This is a genomic window from Vibrio tubiashii (assembly GCF_028551255.1).
Lineage (GTDB): Bacteria > Pseudomonadota > Gammaproteobacteria > Enterobacterales > Vibrionaceae > Vibrio > Vibrio tubiashii_B.
Genome location: NZ_CP117029.1, coordinates 336457 through 355241, shown reverse-complemented (window position 1 = coordinate 355241; position 18785 = coordinate 336457). Strand labels below are relative to the sequence as shown.

The 18785-nt window shown below is 45.9% G+C and carries 19 protein-coding genes and 9 tRNA genes; 22 read left to right on the top strand and 6 right to left on the bottom strand.

Annotated features, from left to right (window positions below; genetic code table 11):
- Positions 1-37: 37 nt before the first annotated feature.
- Both LYZ37_RS01730 and LYZ37_RS01725 read right to left on the bottom strand, forming a co-directional pair.
- Positions 38-1144, bottom strand: coding sequence for a PilT/PilU family type 4a pilus ATPase (locus tag LYZ37_RS01730; RefSeq protein ID WP_239826814.1), 1107 nt, complete (start codon positions 1142-1144; stop codon positions 38-40).
- A 10-nt stretch (positions 1145-1154) separates the two neighbouring features.
- Positions 1155-2192: a type IV pilus twitching motility protein PilT gene (locus tag LYZ37_RS01725; RefSeq protein WP_004742512.1), complete on the bottom strand. Its 1038-nt coding sequence runs from the start codon at positions 2190-2192 to the stop codon at positions 1155-1157.
- 25 nt (positions 2193-2217) lie between these two features.
- Between LYZ37_RS01725 and LYZ37_RS01720 the strand changes: the two genes are divergently transcribed.
- Genes LYZ37_RS01720 through hemW form a run of 7 tightly spaced genes read left to right on the top strand, consistent with a single transcriptional unit; the run spans position 2218 to position 6984 of the window.
- Positions 2218-2934 (top strand): YggS family pyridoxal phosphate-dependent enzyme, encoded by a 717-nt coding sequence (locus tag LYZ37_RS01720; RefSeq protein WP_239826815.1) that lies wholly within the window; start codon positions 2218-2220, stop codon positions 2932-2934.
- A gap of 25 nt (positions 2935-2959) precedes the next feature.
- A complete protein-coding gene (proC, locus tag LYZ37_RS01715) occupies positions 2960-3778 on the top strand; it encodes a pyrroline-5-carboxylate reductase (protein WP_272786215.1) in 819 nt (272 codons plus the stop codon).
- Positions 3779-3817: 39 nt separating this feature from the next.
- Positions 3818-4375 carry a YggT family protein gene (locus tag LYZ37_RS01710; RefSeq protein WP_272786214.1) on the top strand — a complete coding sequence of 186 codons (558 nt, stop codon included), beginning with the start codon at positions 3818-3820 and terminating at the stop codon, positions 4373-4375.
- Entirely contained in the window at positions 4375-4665 is a 291-nt protein-coding gene (gene yggU, locus LYZ37_RS01705) for a DUF167 family protein YggU (RefSeq protein WP_004742508.1), read from the top strand. Before LYZ37_RS01710 ends, yggU begins: the two co-directional genes overlap by 1 nt.
- A 53-nt stretch (positions 4666-4718) precedes the next feature.
- Positions 4719-5150, top strand: coding sequence for a DUF4426 domain-containing protein (locus LYZ37_RS01700; RefSeq protein ID WP_004742507.1), 432 nt, complete (start codon positions 4719-4721; stop codon positions 5148-5150).
- A gap of 34 nt (positions 5151-5184) precedes the next feature.
- Positions 5185-5790, top strand: a complete 606-nt coding sequence (locus LYZ37_RS01695) for an XTP/dITP diphosphatase (RefSeq protein ID WP_272786213.1) — start codon at positions 5185-5187, stop codon at positions 5788-5790.
- An 18-nt stretch (positions 5791-5808) separates the two neighbouring features.
- Positions 5809-6984 (top strand): radical SAM family heme chaperone HemW, encoded by a 1176-nt coding sequence (gene hemW, locus LYZ37_RS01690; protein WP_272786212.1) that lies wholly within the window; start codon positions 5809-5811, stop codon positions 6982-6984.
- A 232-nt stretch (positions 6985-7216) separates the two neighbouring features.
- Here hemW and glsB read toward each other — a convergent pair whose 3' ends face one another.
- The gene (glsB, locus tag LYZ37_RS01685; protein ID WP_272786211.1) at positions 7217-8137 is read right to left on the bottom strand and encodes a glutaminase B; all 921 of its coding nucleotides are present in this window, start codon (positions 8135-8137) and stop codon (positions 7217-7219) included.
- A gap of 134 nt (positions 8138-8271) precedes the next feature.
- Complete coding sequence (gene trmB, locus LYZ37_RS01680; protein ID WP_239826820.1) at positions 8272-8991, bottom strand: tRNA (guanosine(46)-N7)-methyltransferase TrmB; 720 nt, start codon at positions 8989-8991, stop codon at positions 8272-8274.
- A 189-nt stretch (positions 8992-9180) separates the two neighbouring features.
- Between trmB and mutY the strand changes: the two genes are divergently transcribed.
- The 15 genes from mutY (at position 9181) to LYZ37_RS01605 (ending at position 16598) form a co-directional block, all read left to right on the top strand.
- Positions 9181-10236 carry an A/G-specific adenine glycosylase gene (mutY, locus tag LYZ37_RS01675; RefSeq protein WP_272786209.1) on the top strand — a complete coding sequence of 352 codons (1056 nt, stop codon included), beginning with the start codon at positions 9181-9183 and terminating at the stop codon, positions 10234-10236.
- Between the two features lie 19 nt (positions 10237-10255).
- Positions 10256-10528, top strand: coding sequence for an oxidative damage protection protein (locus tag LYZ37_RS01670; RefSeq protein WP_004742501.1), 273 nt, complete (start codon positions 10256-10258; stop codon positions 10526-10528).
- A 69-nt stretch (positions 10529-10597) separates the two neighbouring features.
- Complete coding sequence (gene mltC, locus LYZ37_RS01665; protein WP_272786207.1) at positions 10598-11734, top strand: membrane-bound lytic murein transglycosylase MltC; 1137 nt, start codon at positions 10598-10600, stop codon at positions 11732-11734.
- A 103-nt stretch (positions 11735-11837) separates the two neighbouring features.
- Positions 11838-11913: transfer RNA gene (locus LYZ37_RS01660), tRNA-Phe, on the top strand.
- Positions 11914-11969: 56 nt separating this feature from the next.
- A tRNA-Thr gene (locus LYZ37_RS01655) sits at positions 11970-12045 on the top strand.
- Between the two features lie 7 nt (positions 12046-12052).
- A tRNA-Phe gene (locus LYZ37_RS01650) sits at positions 12053-12128 on the top strand.
- A gap of 55 nt (positions 12129-12183) precedes the next feature.
- Positions 12184-12259: transfer RNA gene (locus LYZ37_RS01645), tRNA-Asn, on the top strand.
- A gap of 469 nt (positions 12260-12728) precedes the next feature.
- Positions 12729-14354, top strand: coding sequence for a methyl-accepting chemotaxis protein (locus LYZ37_RS01640; RefSeq protein ID WP_171326088.1), 1626 nt, complete (start codon positions 12729-12731; stop codon positions 14352-14354).
- Between the two features lie 221 nt (positions 14355-14575).
- A tRNA-Phe gene (locus LYZ37_RS01635) sits at positions 14576-14651 on the top strand.
- Positions 14652-14705: 54 nt separating this feature from the next.
- Positions 14706-14781: transfer RNA gene (locus LYZ37_RS01630), tRNA-Thr, on the top strand.
- Between the two features lie 21 nt (positions 14782-14802).
- Positions 14803-14878, top strand: a tRNA-Asn gene (locus tag LYZ37_RS01625).
- Between the two features lie 10 nt (positions 14879-14888).
- Positions 14889-14964: transfer RNA gene (locus tag LYZ37_RS01620), tRNA-Thr, on the top strand.
- Positions 14965-15000: 36 nt separating this feature from the next.
- Positions 15001-15076, top strand: a tRNA-Asn gene (locus tag LYZ37_RS01615).
- A gap of 181 nt (positions 15077-15257) precedes the next feature.
- The gene (locus tag LYZ37_RS01610; protein WP_171326086.1) at positions 15258-15857 is read left to right on the top strand and encodes a chemotaxis protein; all 600 of its coding nucleotides are present in this window, start codon (positions 15258-15260) and stop codon (positions 15855-15857) included.
- 9 nt (positions 15858-15866) lie between these two features.
- The gene (locus LYZ37_RS01605; protein WP_069667672.1) at positions 15867-16598 is read left to right on the top strand and encodes an MBL fold metallo-hydrolase; all 732 of its coding nucleotides are present in this window, start codon (positions 15867-15869) and stop codon (positions 16596-16598) included.
- A 63-nt stretch (positions 16599-16661) separates the two neighbouring features.
- Here the strand turns inward: LYZ37_RS01605 and LYZ37_RS01600 are convergent, their stop codons facing one another.
- Both LYZ37_RS01600 and murA read right to left on the bottom strand, forming a co-directional pair.
- Positions 16662-17402: a 1-acylglycerol-3-phosphate O-acyltransferase gene (locus LYZ37_RS01600; protein ID WP_272786206.1), complete on the bottom strand. Its 741-nt coding sequence runs from the start codon at positions 17400-17402 to the stop codon at positions 16662-16664.
- Positions 17403-17517: 115 nt separating this feature from the next.
- Positions 17518-18777, bottom strand: coding sequence for a UDP-N-acetylglucosamine 1-carboxyvinyltransferase (gene murA / locus LYZ37_RS01595; protein WP_004748585.1), 1260 nt, complete (start codon positions 18775-18777; stop codon positions 17518-17520).
- Positions 18778-18785 lie beyond the last annotated feature (8 nt).

Here is an 18785-nt window from a genome sequence, read left to right as displayed (position 1 = left end):
GCAGAGTTAAAAATAGTAATCGCTAGAGGCTAGATGGCTAGTCCATATCAATCTTCACACCACTGAGTGAACCCGAGCTAGATACATCACCACGTTGTGTTTTAAGCATTAGACGTAAATCATTGGCTGAATCCGCACTGTGCATGGCATCTTCTTCACTGATCTTGTCTTCCACTACTAGCTGATAAAGCGCCTGATCAAAGGTTTGCATGCCGACCTCTTTCGATTTAGCCATGGTTGCTTTGAGCTCATGCAGCTCACCACGACGAATCAGATCCGACACGCGTGGGCTGTTGAGTAAAACTTCAAACACGCCGTGCCGACCTTGACCATTTTTATCTCGAATAAGTTGCTGACCTATCACACCACGTAGGTTCATCGATAAATCAAATAGAAACTGCTCTTTTTGCTCTTTAGGCACCAGATGGAGGATACGCTCTAACGCTTGGTTGGCATTGTTTGCATGAAGGGTTGCCATACACAAATGCCCAGTTTCAGCAAATGTCATCGCGTACTCCATCGTCTCTCGCGTTCGAATCTCACCTATTAAGATCATATCTGGAGCTTGGCGCAGTGAGTTCTTCAATGCCACTTCATAGCTTTCGGTATCTAACCCCACCTCGCGCTGTGTCACAATACAACGCTGATGCTCATGGACAAACTCTATCGGGTCTTCCACCGTCAAAATATGCCCTGTCCGGTGACTATTGCGAAACCCAGTCATTGCAGCCATGGTTGTTGACTTACCCGAACCCGTCGCTCCAACCACCAACACCAAACCCCGTTTCGCAATCGATAAGTCTTGCAAAACATCTGGTAACTTAAGCTCATCAAAGGTCGGAATCTTGGTTTCTATTCGACGAATGACCGCCCCGGGCAATTCGCGCTGATAGAATGCAGAGACACGGAATCGACCAAAATGACGCACAATGGCAAAGTTCGCTTCTTTGCTCGAATGAAACTCGTGTTGGCGATCATGATCCATAATCCCATCCAACAAAGAGCTCACAACAGCGTGCGATAGTTTATCTCCGTGTGCACGCAGCTCTCCATCGACACGGTAAAGAATTGGCGCATCAACTGTGATGTAAAGATCAGACGCATTCTGGTCGATCATCTGTTGCAAAAAAACATCAATATCCATAACTCTTTCCCTAGAACATTGAAGTTTCAAGTTCGATCTTCTTCGCTACTTCATCCTGATCAACAAGACCTTGCGCAATCAACTGCTTGGCATTTTGCTCCATGGTTTGCATGCCATGTGCCGCACCGGTTTGAATCACAGAAAACATCTGAGCAACCTTGTCTTCACGGATCAAGTTACGGATCGCCGGTGTCGCCATCATGATCTCATGGCAAGCGGTACGACCACCGCCAATACGCTTCAGCAACTTTTGTGCAATGACTGCGCGTAATGACTCAGAGAGCATAGAGCGAACCATGTCCTTATCACTCCCCGGGAAAACATCGATAATACGGTCGATGGTTTTTGCCGCTGAACTGGTATGCAAAGTCCCAAACACCAAGTGCCCGGTTTCTGCTGCTGTCAGTGCTAGACTGATTGTCTCTTGGTCACGCAATTCACCCACTAAGATCACGTCTGGGTCTTCACGCAGTGCACTGCGCAGCGCATTATTAAAACTATGCGTATCTCGATGAACTTCGCGTTGGTTGATTAAGCACTTATTATTGCTATGAACAAATTCAATTGGGTCTTCAATCGTCAGAATATGCTTATTGTGGTTGCGGTTGATATGGTCAACCATCGCCGCCAAAGTAGTGGATTTACCCGAGCCTGTAGGGCCTGTCACCAATACCAAACCCTTTTCCATGTTAGAGATACTTTCGAAGATTTGTGGGGCTGACAATTGCTCTAAGGTCGGAATCTCAGTCGGAATGGTACGAAATACCGCTGCGCAACCACGCGCTTGGTTAAATGCATTAACACGGAAGCGACCAACATTCGGCAACTCAAAAGAAAAGTCGACTTCAAGGCGCTCTTCAAATTCACTGCGTTGACCATCATTCATAATTTCGAATACTAAACGATGCACATCTGCATGGCTAAAAGCAGGCACGCCAAGCTTTCTTACTTCACCATCTATCCGTACCATTGGAGATACTCCGGCAGAAAGATGTAGATCTGAAGCATTATGCTTTACACTAAAATCCAGTAATTCGGCGATATCCATTTAAAATCCTTAAGTAAAATCTGCTATGACTAGTATTCAACAAAACATTGAACAGATCACCTCACAGATTGAGGGCGCACAACAAAAGTGTGGACGCGGTCGAGACACAGTGCAACTTCTGGCAGTAAGTAAAACTAAGCCAGTCGAGGCAATTTTAGAGGCAGCTCAAGCCGGGCAAGTCTCTTTTGGCGAGAACTATGTGCAGGAAGGCGCAAACAAAGTCGAGTATTTTGCCGAGCACCATCCACAGTTAGAGCTTGAGTGGCACTTTATCGGTCCAATCCAGTCCAATAAATCACGCCATGTTGCTGAGAACTTTGCTTGGGTTCATACCGTTGATAGAGCCAAGATTGCTAAGCGTCTCAACGAGCAACGACCTGATGATATGGCACCAATACAAGTGCTGATCCAAGTCAACACCAGCGGCGAAGATTCGAAATCAGGCATCAATGATGATGAAATCTTTGAGCTAGCAGAGTTGATTTCTAGCCTGCCCAACCTCACTTTAAGAGGATTGATGTCAATTCCGGCTAACGTATCAGACTATGCCTCACAGCTAGACGCCTTTACTCAGCTAGCTCAACTCAAAGAGAAGCTTGCGCAACGTTTTCCAGAGCAAAACATCGATACTTTATCAATGGGGATGAGCGGCGATATGCAAGCAGCAATTGAAGCTGGCAGTACTATGGTACGCATCGGCACAGCAATATTTGGCGCACGAGATTACAGTAATAAAGCGTAATCGGTTCACAAGGAATACAACAGTAATGGAACATAAGAAAATTGCCTTTATCGGCGCAGGAAACATGGTAAAAGCCATAGTGTCGGGCTTAGTGGCTGATGGTTATCCAGCGGAGATAATTACAGCGACTGCACCATCAGAGACACGCCGAGTGCCTTTAGAGCAAGAGTTTGGTATTCGTACCACCGATGACAACACCCAAGCGGCGCAGCAAGCAGACGTTGTCGTACTGTCAGTAAAACCTCAAATGATGGAAGAAGTGTGTAAACCACTGCAAAACATCGACTGGTCACAAAAACTGGTGATTTCCATTGCTGCTGGTATTCAAAGTGCTCGCTTTGACCAAATGCTTGATTGTGAACTTAACCTTGTACGCGTCATGCCGAACACGCCTTCGCAACTCGGGTTAGGTATGAGTGGCCTTTATGCGCCAACAAAAGTATCGCAGCAAGATAAAGCCTTCGCCGCCGCGCTGATGGAATCATGCGGCAAAGTATGCTGGGTTGAACAAGAATCTGGCATCAACAATATTATTGCGGCGGCCGGCAGCGCCCCTGCGTATTTCTTCTTGTTCATGGAAGCGATGCAAGCTGAAGCCATCGCTCAAGGTTTTGATAAACAAACGGCTCGCTTGCTGGTGCAACAATCGGCTCTTGGCGCTGCTAGCATGGTTGAAGGTAATCCCGATACTGAACTTTCAACCCTGCGTGAGAACGTGACTTCAAAAGGTGGCACCACCGCAGAAGCACTACGAACATTCAACCAACATCAACTTTCAGATATAGTAGCCAAAGCGATGCAAGCCGCGGTTTCACGCGCTGAAGAGATGGAAAAATTATTTTAAATGACCAGAGCAACAGTCTCTAGACAATAAGGGTAACCTATGAATTCAATGAGTTTTCTGATTTCCACCCTGTTTGATCTCTACATCATGGTGGTGATCTTACGTATTTGGTTACAAGCTGCCCGTGCAGACTTCTATAACCCGTTTTCGCAATTTATCGTCAAGGCTACTCAACCAGTGATTGCACCGCTACGTCGTGTCATCCCTTCTGTCGGCAGCATTGATTTAGCGACTCTGCTATTTGCTTATGTGCTTTGTGTGCTTAAATTTGTCGCGCTTATTTTAATCGCTTCAAATGGCTCCGTTTCATTCAGTGCTGACTTCCTATTCTTAGGTCTATTGTCATTGGCCAAAGCAGCAGGCGGCTTATTGTTCTGGGTGCTATTAATCCGCGCAATTCTAAGCTGGGTGAGCCAAGGCCGTAGCCCGATTGAGTATGTTTTCCATCAGCTAACAGAGCCTATGCTAGCGCCGATTCGTCGCATTATTCCTGCGATGGGTGGCTTTGACCTAAGCGTACTGGTTCTGTTTATTGCGCTACAGTTTGCCAATTTCTTGATGGGTGACCTGATCGGCCCTATCTGGTTCCAACTATAATGTCACAAGCAGCTTGGTTTGATGGTGAAGACCTTGTTATTCGGCTCTATATTCAGCCGAAAGCAAGTCGAGATAAGATTGTAGGTCAACACGGCGAGGAGCTGAAAATAGCGATTACAGCGCCTCCTGTCGATGGTAAAGCCAACGCTCATCTGAGTAAGTATCTCGCCAAGCAATTTAAGGTGGCAAAGGGATTAATAACAATAGAAAAAGGCGAGCTGGGCAGACATAAACAAGTCCGAATCAGCTCTCCATCCCAAATACCTAACGAGATAGAAGCCATCCTATGATGGCTTTTTATTTGTGTTCATTTAGAGCACACGCCCAATACAAAGGAAGCATTATGAAACAATGGATCACTCTTATTCTTGCTACAGCCCTAGCCCTACCTGCATGGGCAGGTCAGTTTAAAACGATTAAAGATGTTGAAGTACATTATTCAGCCTTTAACTCAACCTTTTTAACCCCTCAAGTCGCGCGCAGTTACAAACTCAAACGTAACGGTTACTCAGCTATTCTCAATATTAGCGTGTTAGATAACTCTCAAGTGGGCAAACCTGCGATCACCGCAGAGCTTTCTGGCAGCGCGAAAAACCTGATTGGTCAAACGCGCGAACTCAGCTTCCGCGAAGTGAAAGAAGGCAGTGCTATTTACTATCTTGCTGAGTTTCCAATCTCAGACGAAGAGCAACTCACCTTCAACATTGACGTTAGCGCTGGTAATAAAGGCGCAGGGGCATTAAAGTTCACCCAAAAATTTTATGTCGAAGAATAGAAGTCGACAGTCGAGAAATAGATAAGGCGATACGATGAAAAGCAATAAGATTGTTCTAGCGACCGGTAACCAAGGCAAAGTACGCGAAATGGCAGATTTACTGTCTGACTTTGGTTTTGATGTTGTTGCTCAAAGCGAGTTCAATGTGTCTGAAGTAGCAGAGACAGGAACGACATTCATTGAAAACGCTATTATCAAAGCGCGTCATGCTGCTAAAGAAACTGGGCTTGCCGCTATCGCCGATGATTCCGGTCTTGAAGTCGACTTTCTAAAGGGTGCGCCTGGTATCTACTCGGCTCGTTATGCAGGCGAAGACGCAAGCGATCAACAGAATCTAGAAAAACTGCTTGAAGCCATGAAAGATGTCCCTGAAGAACAACGCACTGCTCGCTTTCACTGCGTGCTAGTTCTGATGCGTCATGAAAACGACCCAACCCCGATCGTCTGTCACGGCAAATGGGAAGGCCGCATCTTAACTAAAGCACATGGCGAGAATGGCTTTGGCTACGACCCGGTATTCTTTGTCCCTGAAGATAATTGCGCTTCGGCAGAGCTAGAGCCTGCACGTAAAAAGCAGCTTTCGCACCGCGGCAAAGCATTAAAACAGCTTTTTGCGACGCTATCTGAGCAAGCGGTCTAGGCCATCTTTTTCACCACTATGAACCAGTTAATTCCACCAGCACTGAGCCTTTATGTACACATCCCTTGGTGTGTACAAAAGTGCCCTTATTGCGACTTTAACTCACACGCGCTCAAAGCGGATATTCCAGAACAAGAGTACATCGCAGCCCTACTACAGGATTTAGATGCAGATATTGAGCGCTACCAGATTGCAGACAATCAGCGCCAACTGCACTCGATTTTTATTGGTGGCGGAACGCCAAGTCTAATTTCAGCCCAAGGGATCGCAGACTTGTTGCAAGGTATCGAGGCACGAATCCCATTCAAGTCAGACATCGAAATCACAATGGAAGCCAACCCCGGAACCATAGAAGCAGAGCGTTTTGCTGGCTACCAAAAGGCGGGGGTGACTCGAATATCTGTGGGTGTACAAAGTTTTGAGCAGCAGAAACTAGAACGGCTTGGACGTATTCACGGCCAAGATGAAGCGGTAAATGCTGCTAAGCTTGCCCACAAAATTGGCCTTAACAGCTTTAACCTCGATCTTATGCATGGCCTACCGGATCAGTCTGTTGATCAAGCACTTAACGATCTGGAAAAGGCGATCGAGCTCGATCCCCCCCACTTATCTTGGTATCAGTTGACGATCGAGCCAAACACCATGTTCTACTACAAGCAGCCAACTTTGCCTGACGACGATGATTTGTGGGATATCTTTGAGTTAGGGCATAAAAAGTTAGCTGACGCAGGCTATGTGCAGTACGAGATTTCAGGCTACAGCAAACCCGGTTATCAATGTCAGCACAATCTCAACTACTGGCGCTTTGGTGACTATCTAGGCATTGGCTGCGGCTCACACGGTAAAATAAGCTTTGCTGATGGTCGTATTGTACGTACCACCAAGATTAAGCACCCTAAGGGCTATCTTGCAGCGTACGATAATATGGTTAAGCCTTATCTCAACAGCGAACAAGAAGTCGCTTATGAGGATCGCCCTTTCGAGTTCTTTATGAACCGCTTCCGCCTGATAGAAGCGTGCCCTAAACAAGACTTCTTAGATACGACTGGACTTGGCTTTGCAGCAATTCAAGAAACCATAGACTGGGCTATTGAAATGAGCTACATCGACGAGAGTGACACTCACTGGCAAATCACCGAGAAAGGCAAACTGTTCCTCAACGACTTACTAGAAGCCTTTATGGTGGAAGAGTAGAGCGTAAATAGGATGCGGGCGGTAGGAACGGACTTCGTCCTATGGAGAGCTAGAAAACTAGAAAACTAGAAAACTAGAAAACTAGAAAACTAGAAAACTAGAAAACTAGAAAACTAGAAAACTAGAAAACTAGAAAACTAGAGTGTCGTGGTTAAACACCGACGTCAACTCTAGTTTTCCAGCAGGGCGAAGCCCGACCCAGTACTCTAGCAGCGAAGCGCACCATACTTATCTAAAAAATCGATCGCCCAATACGCTCTGCTAACAGTTCTAGCGCTTTGGTTCCTGCTAAAGAGTTACCTGATGGATCCAGTTCTGGTGACCAAACAGCGATCGTCATTTCGCCCGGAACAACGGCCATAATGCCACCACCGACACCCGACTTTCCTGGCATACCCACTCGGTAGGCAAACTCACCGGCCCCATCGTATAGACCACAGGTCGCGAGCAAAGCATTCAGCTGCTTGGTTTGCATTGGTGTAATGACTGGCTTTCCGGTCTGAACTGAAGTTCCTTTGTTAGCAAGGTAGCTAAAGGTTTTTGCCAAATCGACACAGCTCATCTTAAGTGCACACGCGTGGAAATAGTTGTTTAGTACAGGGATGACTTCATTTTCAAAGTTACCAAACGAGCGCATTAGGTAGGCAATTGCCGCATTGCGGTCGCTGTGCATCATCTCTGAAGCGGCCACAATCTTGTCGTAACAGATATGAGTATCACCAGACAACTGGCGAACAAACTCCAATAAACGCTGGCGAGGAGCCGACAAGCGACTATTAAGCAAATCCGCCACAACAATGGCTCCGGCATTGATAAACGGATTGCGAGGAATGCCCTGCTCCATTTCAAGCTGAATAAGAGAGTTAAATGCTTGGCCTGAAGGCTCTTTACCCACACGAGCCCAAATTTCTTCAGGCTTATACAAACACATCGCTAGTGTCAGGCTGAGCGCTTTGGAGATTGATTGAATAGAAAATGCTTCATCAGCATCGCCCGCTTTGATCACTTCACCTTGATTGGTAAAAACAGCAATACCAAACTTTGAAGCTGGGACTTTCGCCAAGGCAGGAATGTAGTTAGCAACCTTACCTTGACCGATAAGTGGACGAACCTCTTCTAAAATCTCTTGTAATATTTGTTGTGTCGGTTTCATCAGCAACCTTAAAAATCAATCAGTTATTATTATTTTCTTGTAGGGTCAAAAAAGCCAACATAGGCATGTTGGCTTTTAAATTCTATTCGATGCATGCTCTCATGTTCAGAAAGCGGTCATTGCATTCGTTTTGGTTATTTTACGCGCTTAAACTTAATATCCCAAACGCCGTGACCTAAACGGTGACCACGTGCTTCAAATTTTGTTAGCGGGCGCTCATCTGGACGAGGGACAAAATCGCCTTGTTCAGCAATATTTTCGTAACCTGGCGCTTCATTCATCACTTCAATCATATGCTCAGCGTAGTTCTCCCAGTCTGTTGCCATGTGGAAGATACCTTCACCTTCGATAAGCTTCTGACGAACCATCTCAGCAAAGTCTAACTGAACGATACGACGCTTGTGGTGACGCTTTTTGTGCCATGGGTCTGGGAAGAATAGCTGTAGAGTCGCTAAGCTGCTGTCAGGAATCATGTTAGCGAAAACTTCTACCGCATCGTGACACATTACGCGCAGGTTAGTAATGCCTGCATCACGCGCATCTGAAAGACATGCACCAACGCCTGGACTATGCACTTCAATACCGATGAAGTTCTTCTCAGGAGCGTTTTTCGCCATTTCTACTAGCGATGCGCCCATACCAAAACCAATTTCTAGAACGACAGGGTTATCATTACCAAACACTTCTTTCCAATCAAGAAGCTGTTCTTGGTAATCAATACCCATAGTCGGCCAGCACTCATTCATCGCGTTTTCTTGACCCTTGGTCAAACGACCTTCGCGTCGAACAAAGCTGCGAACTTTGCGTATCAGTTTACCGTCTTCGTTGTACTCGTTAGTGGTCACTTCACTCATGATTTTGCCTGTTTAAAAATTGGTCTCGCCTCAAAGGGATTGTGATTATCCAAAGAATTGCTATCGGTGCAAGTTTTTTAGCGCATTTCAGCTTGGTTCGCTTATATCCTTACTCTTTATCGGTTGTACTTTACCCTCAACTTATGATGCAATTTTGTTTAATTACACAACTATAATATTGAGCATATCGTGACCCCATTTGCCAGTGCCATCTTAGATTGGTACGAAAACTATGGACGTAAGAGCCTACCTTGGCAGCAAGATAAAACTGCTTATAGCGTATGGCTATCAGAAATCATGTTGCAGCAAACTCAAGTTGCGACCGTGATTCCCTATTACCAACGGTTTCTAGAGCGCTTTCCGACCGTGGTTGATCTTGCCAATGCAGAGCAAGATGAGGTTCTTCACCTCTGGACCGGTTTAGGTTATTACGCTCGTGCTAGAAACCTGCACAAAGCCGCCAAAATTGTCGCGCAAGAGTATGATGGACAGTTTCCATTAGATATCGAGCAGATGAATGCCCTACCGGGAATCGGCCGATCTACCGCTGCAGCTGTCCTATCATCGGTTTACAAACAGCCTCACGCTATTTTAGATGGCAACGTCAAAAGAACCCTAGCGCGAAGTTTTGCCGTCGAAGGTTGGCCGGGGCAAAAGAAGGTCGAAAACCAACTTTGGCAATACGCCGAAGAACATACACCGGATATCGATGTCGATAAGTATAACCAAGCCATGATGGATATGGGGGCGATGGTCTGTACGCGCAGTAAGCCCAAATGTACATTGTGCCCTGTTGAATCTTATTGCATTGCTAATAAGCAAGGTAACCCACTCGATTATCCAGGTAAAAAACCTAAGAAAGACAAACCAATCAAAGAAACTTGGTTTGTCATGCTGCACTACCAAGGGCAAGTTTGGCTAGAACAACGTCCTCAATCCGGCATTTGGGGAGGTTTGTTCTGCTTCCCTGAAAATCCAGATGCAGAGCTTGCGCATCAGCTTGATATTCGAGGAGTGTCCTCGAATATGGTTCAGCAGCAAACTCAGTTGATTGCCTTTCGCCACACCTTTAGCCATTACCACCTCGATATCACACCAATTTTGGTAGACCTATCAAAGCAACCTAATGTGATAATGGAAGGAAGCAAAGGTCTTTGGTATAACTTATCGCAACCTGAAGAGATTGGCTTAGCCGCACCAGTAAAACAGTTACTGGAAAGCTTACCATTCGAACTTCAAAGCTAATTATTGTTAAGGAGTCGTTATGAGCCGCACTGTATTTTGTGCTCGACTACAAAAAGAAGCCGATGGATTAGATTTCCAACTTTATCCAGGCGAGCTAGGCAAACGTATTTTTGATAACATTTCAAAGCAAGCTTGGGCTGAGTGGCAACACAAGCAGACCATGTTGATCAATGAAAAGAAGCTCAACATGATGGATCCTGAGCACCGCAAGTTGATCGAAACTGAAATGGTTAACTTCCTGTTTGAAGGTAAAGACGTTCATATCGAAGGCTACACTCCACCAAGCGAGTAACGAATAGCCCAAGTTGAAACAGAGAAATGACATCATTGCCTGCAGTGATGTCATTTTTTTAGGAGAGTTATGAGAAAGTTAGCGTACTTTTTAATTGCAGTGACACTGACAGGCTGTAGCCGCGAGTTTGTAGAAAGCCTTTATGATGTCAATTACGAACCGACCAATAGATTTGCAAAGAACCTTGCAGAGCTACCCGGGCAATTTCAGAAAGACACTGCAGCTCTCGATGCGCTCATCAGCAGCTTTTCTGGCAACATTGAAAAACGCTGGGGACGAGGCGAAATTAAATTTGCTGGTAAAAGCAATTACGTAAAGTACATCGATAACTATCTTAGCCGCTCCGATGTCAACTTTGATAAAGGCTTGATTACTATAGAAACCGTCTCTCCGACTGACCCAAAGAGACACCTTAAAAACGCGATCGTCACTACCCTACTCACGCCTGACGATCCCGCTAACGTCGATCTGTTCTCTTCCAAAGACGTCAAACTTGAAGGGCAACCTTTTCTCTACCGACAAGTGGTCGATCAAGACAAGAAAGCGATTCAATGGTCTTGGCGCGCCAATCGTTTCGCTGATTATCTGATCGCGAATAAGCTAAAAGTGAAAAATGTCGACTTTAAAAAAGCTTATTACGTCGAAATTCCGATGGTCGAAGAGCAATTTGAGATTCGTAGTTACAAATACGCCGACATTGTTCAGCGCGCTTCTCGTAAGTATGACATTCCAGAAGACCTGATCTACGCAATCATCAAAACAGAAAGTAGCTTCAATCCATATGCGGTGAGCTGGGCGAATGCGTATGGCTTGATGCAAGTCGTGCCCAAAACAGCCGGAAAAGACGTCTTCAAATTAGTAAAGAAAAAGTCAGGGCAACCGTCACCGGAATACCTATTTAACCCAGAGAACAATATCGATACCGGTACCGCCTATTTCTATATTCTCAAAAATCGCTATCTGAAGGATGTCAGCCACCCACTTTCATTGGAGTACAGCATGATTTCTGCTTATAACGGAGGCACTGGGGGCGTACTCAATACCTTCAATCGCAATGACCGTAAACGTGCAATGCGCGATCTTAACTCACTGCAACCTAATCAAGTTTATTGGGCACTAACCAAAAAGCACCCTAATGCGGAAGCACGTCGTTATCTCGAAAAAGTTACCAAATTCAAAAAGGATTTTAACTCAGGCAAAACATAATCATCAAAAACGCCTAAATAATCGGCACTCAACCACTTTTTTGAATTTTTTTCTAAAAACAAGTTGACGGCAAGACCGAAAATCCGTTTAATAGCGCTCCGTCGCCCGGATAGCTCAGTCGGTAGAGCAGAGGATTGAAAATCCTCGTGTCGGTGGTTCGATTCCGCCTCCGGGCACCACAATTTGATTGTTGGTGTCTAAGACATCAATAAGTTAGCAAAAAGAATATTAGTGTGCCGACTTAGCTCAGTAGGTAGAGCAACTGACTTGTAATCAGTAGGTCACCAGTTCGATTCCGGTAGTCGGCACCATTCTTTTGCCTCGATAGCTCAGTCGGTAGAGCAGAGGATTGAAAATCCTCGTGTCGGTGGTTCGATTCCGCCTCGAGGCACCATTATTTGGTGCTTAACAAATAGTGGTCTTAAAGACCTGTTGTTAACACAAATAATTCCCCCTTAGTTCAGTTGGTAGAACGGCGGACTGTTAATCCGTATGTCGCAGGTTCGAGTCCCGCAGGGGGAGCCATATTAGAGAAAGCCTCATCGCAAGATGAGGCTTTTTCGTTTCTACTGCTCCTGGTTTGTTCCAAACCAATGTCTCAGCCGAAGCGTCGGACCGTCCCAGCCGGCCGCGTTGAGTTCCGACAGGGGGAGCCACTTTCAAGAAGCCAAAACTAGGCGTCCCCGACGAAAGACTTGGCTTTTTTCGTATATATCCCAAGAACTCATCTCCTATTGCAAAAATTCACTGTCCTGGTTTCGCCTTGCTTGTCGTTCTACTCAAGTCTCCTACTATTAAAATTGCCACCTAAGCCGAGTTTATGCTTGTGATGTCGTAAAAAACGACTTATTTCACGACAAAAATTTAATCTAAATCATAGTTTGAACTCAGCCTGCTATTAGGCTTAGAGCATCTAAAATAAGATGACAACAATATTACAATAAGACACCAACTTCGTTTTCGTTAGAAATCGACCTATTGATGAGCAATTTTTATGAAACTTAAGACACAAGCTTATTTATTATCAGGAATTATCTTGATCGCCTTGCTTGCGTTAACCGCAACAGGTCTGTGGACTCTGCGCGTGGCAAGTAACTTAGACAACAAGGCTCGCGTAACTGAATTGTTCCGCAGCGCCTACAGTATCCTTACTGAAGTCGAGCAGATGGCGATCGACGGCACACTTGAAGAGCAACAAGCCAAAGAACTGGCAACGCGCTTGCTGCGCAACAACATCTACAAAGACAATGAGTATGTTTATGTTGCCGATGAGAAGATGACCTTTGTTGCCACCCCTCTTGATCCGCAGCTTCATGGAACAAGCTTCCATGACTTCAAAGATGGCGACGGTAACAGCGTTGGCCAACTCATTCTTGACGTGCTAGGTCGTAAAACTGGGCAGATGGTCGAGTATACTTGGACACAAAAACTGCCAGACGGCAGCATCGAAGAGAAGCTTTCTATCGCGGAAAAAACGCCTCATTGGGGCTGGGTGGTAGGAACCGGTATCGGCTTTAATGAAGTCAATGCTCGCTTCTGGTCTACGGCGCAATGGCAGCTGGTGCTCTGTTTGGGTATTGCGGGCGCTATCTTAGCCACATTAATTGTGTCAATCCGCCGCATGCTCACTCTTCTTGGGGGCGAGCCACAAGAAGTACGCCGAGCAGTTCAAGAAGTTGCGAAAGGCAACATCCAGACAACGTTTGAAAATCAAGCCGATGACGGCAGCATCTATCAAGCGGTTCAGCAGATGAGTCAGTCTTTGGCTCAATTAGTGAGTAATCTTGAAGGTTCAATGCATGACTTACGCAGCGAGTTGGCAAGTGTAGAAGATCGCGCGGGAAGTATTGCTCAGCTTACTGATTCTCAGCAGCAATCTACCGCTATGATCGCAACGGCAATGACAGAAATGGCCTCTTCGGCAAGCAATGTTGCCGATTCAGCCAGTGATACTGCAAGAAACACTGATGAAGCGGATAAACAGAGCCAGCATACTCAGCACCTGATCCACAATACCGTCGATAATATTCAAGGCTTAGCCACTCAACTTGGTACAGCGAGCCAAGCAGTCGCTGACCTAGATAACGATGTAAACAATATCGTTAAGGTTCTCGATGTTATTGGTGATATTGCCGAGCAAACTAACCTGCTAGCGCTTAATGCGGCTATCGAAGCAGCCCGCGCTGGTGAGCAAGGCCGTGGTTTCGCAGTGGTTGCCGATGAGGTTCGTAACCTAGCGGGTCGAACCCAAGACAGCACCAAAGAAATTCAGCAGATGATTAGCAACCTGCAAGAAGGCTCACGCAACGCAATCCAGACTATGGAAGTCTGTGCAGAAACCAGTGAAAGCACTGTTCAAGAGTCGCAAAATGCTTCTGAGGCATTGCAGCAAATCGTTGTCGCTCTAGAGTCTATTACTCAAATGAGTCAACAAATTGCCACTGCAGCGGCTGAACAGACCCAAGTGAGTGATGATATTTCTCAGAGAATCAATATGATCGAAGAGAGCGGCAACCAGTTAAGTGGCGTCGTTACTGAGAGTCATAACAGCACTCAAAGCCTAGCAAGATTAGCGAATGAGCTAGAAAACTGGGTAAGCAAGTTTACTGTTAAGCACTAATTCGGCTTGGAGTAGCAAAAAGCACGCTTCTTCGCGTGCTTTTTTGTTGTCTAAACTGGACTATTTCACCTATCAGAGCGTATAACGCCTGTTGTCCTCTATACATTTAATATCCAAAATGGATAAAAACAGCCCATTAAGTATAGAAAAACAACAAACGATATTTTTTTTGCATTTTAATGTTGACCTAAAGCACGAAAAGCCGTTTAATACACCTCGTCGCCCGGATAGCTCAGTCGGTAGAGCAGAGGATTGAAAATCCTCGTGTCGGTGGTTCGATTCCGCCTCCGGGCACCACAATTTATTTGTTGGTGTCTAAGCTAGACAACAACAAGAAAAGAAATAACGTGCGCCGACTTAGCTCAGTAGGTAGAGCAACTGACTTGTAATCAGTAGGTCACCAGTTCGATTCCGGTAGTCGGCACCATTTCTTTTCCTAATGGACAATTCCTCCTTAGCTCAGTTGGTAGAGCGACGGACTGTTAATCCGCAGGTCGCTGGTTCGAGCCCAGCAGGAGGAGCCACTTTTAGTGTGCCGACTTAGCTCAGTAGGTAGAGCAACTGACTTGTAATCAGTAGGTCACCAGTTCGATTCCGGTAGTCGGCACCATTTATTATCTTTAAGAACTCGTTCTTAAAGCATAATTCCCCCTTAGTTCAGTTGGTAGAACGGCGGACTGTTAATCCGTATGTCGCAGGTTCGAGTCCCGCAGGGGGAGCCATATTAGAATAAGCCTCATCGCAAGATGAGGCTTTTTCGTTTCTACTGCTCCTAGTTTGTTCCAAACCAATGTCTCAGACCTAGCCGACTCACCTACCCCGTTGTCGGTAATTCCTCAAGCTCAGTGGAAAAAGCCATCTTCGCTTCCTATATTTACTCCATAATATTTATAAGGAAATATCATGGCTAGGAAGCAACTGTTTGTCATTGCTGCGGAGATCTCTGCAGAACTTAATCGTGGTGTGCTTATTGCGAAGCAGCTCCAGCTTGTTGCAAGCAATGCGCGCGCCTTGGCTTTGCGAGCAGGAGAAAGTGCGGCTGGTTTCCACCCTATCACCGATTCCATTGACGAACTTGTCCGCCTTACTCTCAATGCTTCTAGCAGCATCAATTTAAAGGCGCAAAGGCTCAGCAAGATAGCCACTGCTGAAGCGCGCTCGCGTACTGTCCTGAACCATTTTGAAACCGTCTATACGCGCTCACAAGGCGCTGTTTACCTCCATAGCCTTGATGCTACCCGCTCTCGATGTTTTGAAGAAGCAGAGCAGCTCAGCCAGACCTTTGTCCAAGATTCTAAAGAGCTCAGCACACTTCTTAATACGCTTCATAGCGAGCTGAGAGTTGCCTTAATTATTTCAACCTTGCTAAGCGTTGAAGCCTCCCAAGTAGAAGAGCGTTTTAAAGGGCAACTGAACTCCATTGCCGACAGTGTCCAAGAGTCTGCGGAAGCTATCCGTAGCCATGTTCTGCAATCCCTCAAATTATTCTCGTTGTTCGAGTAAAGGAATACTATGCAATCAAAAGTCTTATTTAGAGATGATGAACACCGTTGGATCATGTTTGCCCGTGATCCTCACAAACCGGAAAAGATCATCGATACCAATCAATATATGATCGTCAACAAGCAGCAAGCGATTCTGCTTGATCCCGGTGGTATTGAGATGTTCTCTTCCATGCTCAGCAGCGTGGTCAAGGAAGTACCAACGGATCAAATTAAGTATCTGTTTGCTTCTCACCAAGATCCGGACATCATCTCATCTCTCGGTTTATGGGATAAAGCTTTGCCAAGCGCGACCCTATACTCTCCTTGGCTATGGGAAGGCTTTATCCGTCACTTTGGTATGGAGTCTATCTCCTTTTCTCCGATCAAAGATGAAGGTGGACGCTTATCGCTTGCTGATATAGATATCGAATTTATTCCCGCTCACTACATGCACTCATCCGGTAATTTCTCCGTCTATGATCGTAAAGCCAAGATATTAATGTCAGGGGATATTGGGGCGGCGCTCGATGTGCCCAATGCCCCCTTGTTTGTCGAAGACTTTGAAGCTCATATTCCAAAGATGGAATACTTCCATCGACGTTGGATGCCCTCAAATAAGGCTAAGAGTGCTTGGATTGAACGAGTGCGAAATCTTGATATCGATATGATTTGTCCGCAGCACGGTGGGATTTTTAAAGGTGATAATGTCCAATGCTTCTTAGCTTGGCTTGATGAACTCGATGTGGGTATTGCGGTATAGACGACTAGATACAAAAAAGCCAGTCACTCACTGGACTGGCTCTCTCTATTCGCTTGCTCTAGGCTAGGCCTTCACACCTTGCTGTTGGTTGAGCATTGCAACCTCTTTATCAAGCGACTCTAGCTTAGCTTTCATCTGCTCACGACATATATTCGCGAGTTCACGAACATTCTCTTTGCCGTAATCTTCGACTTGTACTGGAGGCAACATTTCAATAATAACGTGGCCATTGTTCCAGCGGTTAAGCTTCACGCCACCTGTTGAACTACATACGATAGGAATGATAGGTAGCTTAGCGCCAATAGCAGCATGGAAAGCACCTGTTTTGAAAGGCAATAGACCACGACCGCGTGAACGCGTCCCTTCTGGGAACATCCATACAGACACATCACTGTTGTTTAGGCTATCGACTACCTGATCAATAGTGCCTTTTGCTTTAGAGCGATTCGCACGGTCGATAAGAATATTACCCGTTAGCCAGTACAACTGACCAAATAAAGGCATCCAAGCTAGGCTCTTTTTACCTACTGTCACAACTTTTGGTGTTACCGCCGATGAGACCGTAAACAAATCCCAGTTATTCTGGTGGTTGGCAATGTAAATATGCTGACCACGTTTGTAAGCGTCTTCAGGAATGCGCAGCTCAAGCTTAATACCGAACACTCTCGACATCTTTCCAAAAAGACGACCAAAGGTAAACACGTGCTTTGGATTACGCGGGCTCAGTAAGCAATAGCCACAGCCAAAAATAAACATCACAATTGCAAATATCGCAACAGCCAATACACGTAATAGTGCAATCATTGTGGTTCTCCAAAATAGAGAGTCATTTATCAGTTGAGCAGACTCTAACTGATCTATCATTCATAAAAAAGCCGAAACTCGCGTTTCGGCTTACAAGCGTTAGCTGATTCTATCTTTAATCGCGAAAACGTTCAATATTTGCGCCCAAAGCAGACAGCTTGTCTTCAATTTTGTCGTAACCACGATCAATGTGGTAGATACGGTCAACAATGGTTTCGCCATTCGCAATACAACCAGCGATAACCAAGCTTGCTGAAGCACGAAGGTCAGTTGCCATCACTTGTGCGCCGCTTAGCTCGTCAACGTCACCACAAATTACGGTATTACCTTCAATCTCTGCTTTAGCGCCCATACGCATCAGCTCTGGTACATGCATAAAGCGGTTCTCGAAGATGTTTTCGGTAATAACACCGCCGCCTTTCGCCATTAGGTTTAGCAGCGTGAACTGAGCCTGCATATCGGTAGGGAAGCCTGGGTGTGGCGCAGTGCGAACTGTCACTGCTTTTAGGTCTCTGCCCGTCATATCGACAGTGATCCAGTCTTCACCTGTCTCAACCATTGCACCAGCTTCTTCTAACTTAGCCAGTACCGCTTCAAGCAAGTGCGCTTTAGTGTTACGACACGTTACTTTGCCGCCTGAGACCGCTGCCGCGACTAGGAAAGTACCCGTTTCAATACGGTCTGCAACTACAGAGTGCTTACCACCACCTAGGCGCTCGACGCCTTCAATCGTGATGGTATCTGTACCTGCACCAGAGATTTTGGCTCCCAGCTTGTTAAGGAAGTCAGCAGTATCAACAATCTCAGGCTCACGCGCAGCGTTATCTAAAACTGTTTTACCTTCCGCCAAAGTTGCCGCGCACATAATCGTAATCGTCGCACCAACACTGACTTTATCCATAACAATGTGAGCACCTTTAAGGCGACCATCAACATTCGCTTTAACGTAGCCGTCTTCAAGCGTAATCGTCGCACCTAGCTGCTCTAGACCATGAATGTGCAAATCAACCGGACGAGCACCAATCGCACAGCCACCAGGTAATGAAACCTGACCTTGACCGAAGCGCGCCACTAATGGACCTAGTGCCCAAATTGAAGCACGCATCGTTTTAACTAAGTCGTAAGGTGCGCAGTATTCATTAATACAGCTTGGATCAACATGAACAGAGCCATTGCGCTCGACTTTAGCACCGAGTCGCTCTAGTAGCTCCATCGTTGTGTCGATATCACGCAAGCGAGGCACATTAGCCACTTCAACTGGCTCTTCAGCCAAGATAGACGCAAATAAAATTGGCAGTGCAGCGTTTTTTGCACCAGAAATGGTTACTTCACCTACAAGAGGCTTGTTAGAACCAGTAACTCGAAACTTTTCCATTATTAAAC

Excerpts from the sequence above, each read along its gene's own strand:
- LYZ37_RS01730 (WP_239826814.1), bottom strand. The coding sequence starts at position 1,144 with ATGGATATTGATGTTTTTTTGCAACAGATGATCGACCAGAATGCGTCT.
- LYZ37_RS01725 (WP_004742512.1), bottom strand. The coding sequence starts at position 2,192 with ATGGATATCGCCGAATTACTGGATTTTAGTGTAAAGCATAATGCTTCA.
- LYZ37_RS01720 (WP_239826815.1), top strand. The coding sequence starts at position 2,218 with ATGACTAGTATTCAACAAAACATTGAACAGATCACCTCACAGATTGAG.
- proC (WP_272786215.1), top strand. The coding sequence starts at position 2,960 with ATGGAACATAAGAAAATTGCCTTTATCGGCGCAGGAAACATGGTAAAA.
- LYZ37_RS01710 (WP_272786214.1), top strand. The coding sequence starts at position 3,818 with ATGAATTCAATGAGTTTTCTGATTTCCACCCTGTTTGATCTCTACATC.
- yggU (WP_004742508.1), top strand. The coding sequence starts at position 4,375 with ATGTCACAAGCAGCTTGGTTTGATGGTGAAGACCTTGTTATTCGGCTC.
- LYZ37_RS01700 (WP_004742507.1), top strand. The coding sequence starts at position 4,719 with ATGAAACAATGGATCACTCTTATTCTTGCTACAGCCCTAGCCCTACCT.
- LYZ37_RS01695 (WP_272786213.1), top strand. The coding sequence starts at position 5,185 with ATGAAAAGCAATAAGATTGTTCTAGCGACCGGTAACCAAGGCAAAGTA.
- hemW (WP_272786212.1), top strand. The coding sequence starts at position 5,809 with ATGAACCAGTTAATTCCACCAGCACTGAGCCTTTATGTACACATCCCT.
- glsB (WP_272786211.1), bottom strand. The coding sequence starts at position 8,137 with ATGAAACCGACACAACAAATATTACAAGAGATTTTAGAAGAGGTTCGT.
- trmB (WP_239826820.1), bottom strand. The coding sequence starts at position 8,991 with ATGAGTGAAGTGACCACTAACGAGTACAACGAAGACGGTAAACTGATA.
- LYZ37_RS01670 (WP_004742501.1), top strand. The coding sequence starts at position 10,256 with ATGAGCCGCACTGTATTTTGTGCTCGACTACAAAAAGAAGCCGATGGA.
- mltC (WP_272786207.1), top strand. The coding sequence starts at position 10,598 with ATGAGAAAGTTAGCGTACTTTTTAATTGCAGTGACACTGACAGGCTGT.
- LYZ37_RS01640 (WP_171326088.1), top strand. The coding sequence starts at position 12,729 with ATGAAACTTAAGACACAAGCTTATTTATTATCAGGAATTATCTTGATC.
- LYZ37_RS01610 (WP_171326086.1), top strand. The coding sequence starts at position 15,258 with ATGGCTAGGAAGCAACTGTTTGTCATTGCTGCGGAGATCTCTGCAGAA.
- LYZ37_RS01605 (WP_069667672.1), top strand. The coding sequence starts at position 15,867 with ATGCAATCAAAAGTCTTATTTAGAGATGATGAACACCGTTGGATCATG.
- LYZ37_RS01600 (WP_272786206.1), bottom strand. The coding sequence starts at position 17,402 with ATGATTGCACTATTACGTGTATTGGCTGTTGCGATATTTGCAATTGTG.
- murA (WP_004748585.1), bottom strand. The coding sequence starts at position 18,777 with ATGGAAAAGTTTCGAGTTACTGGTTCTAACAAGCCTCTTGTAGGTGAA.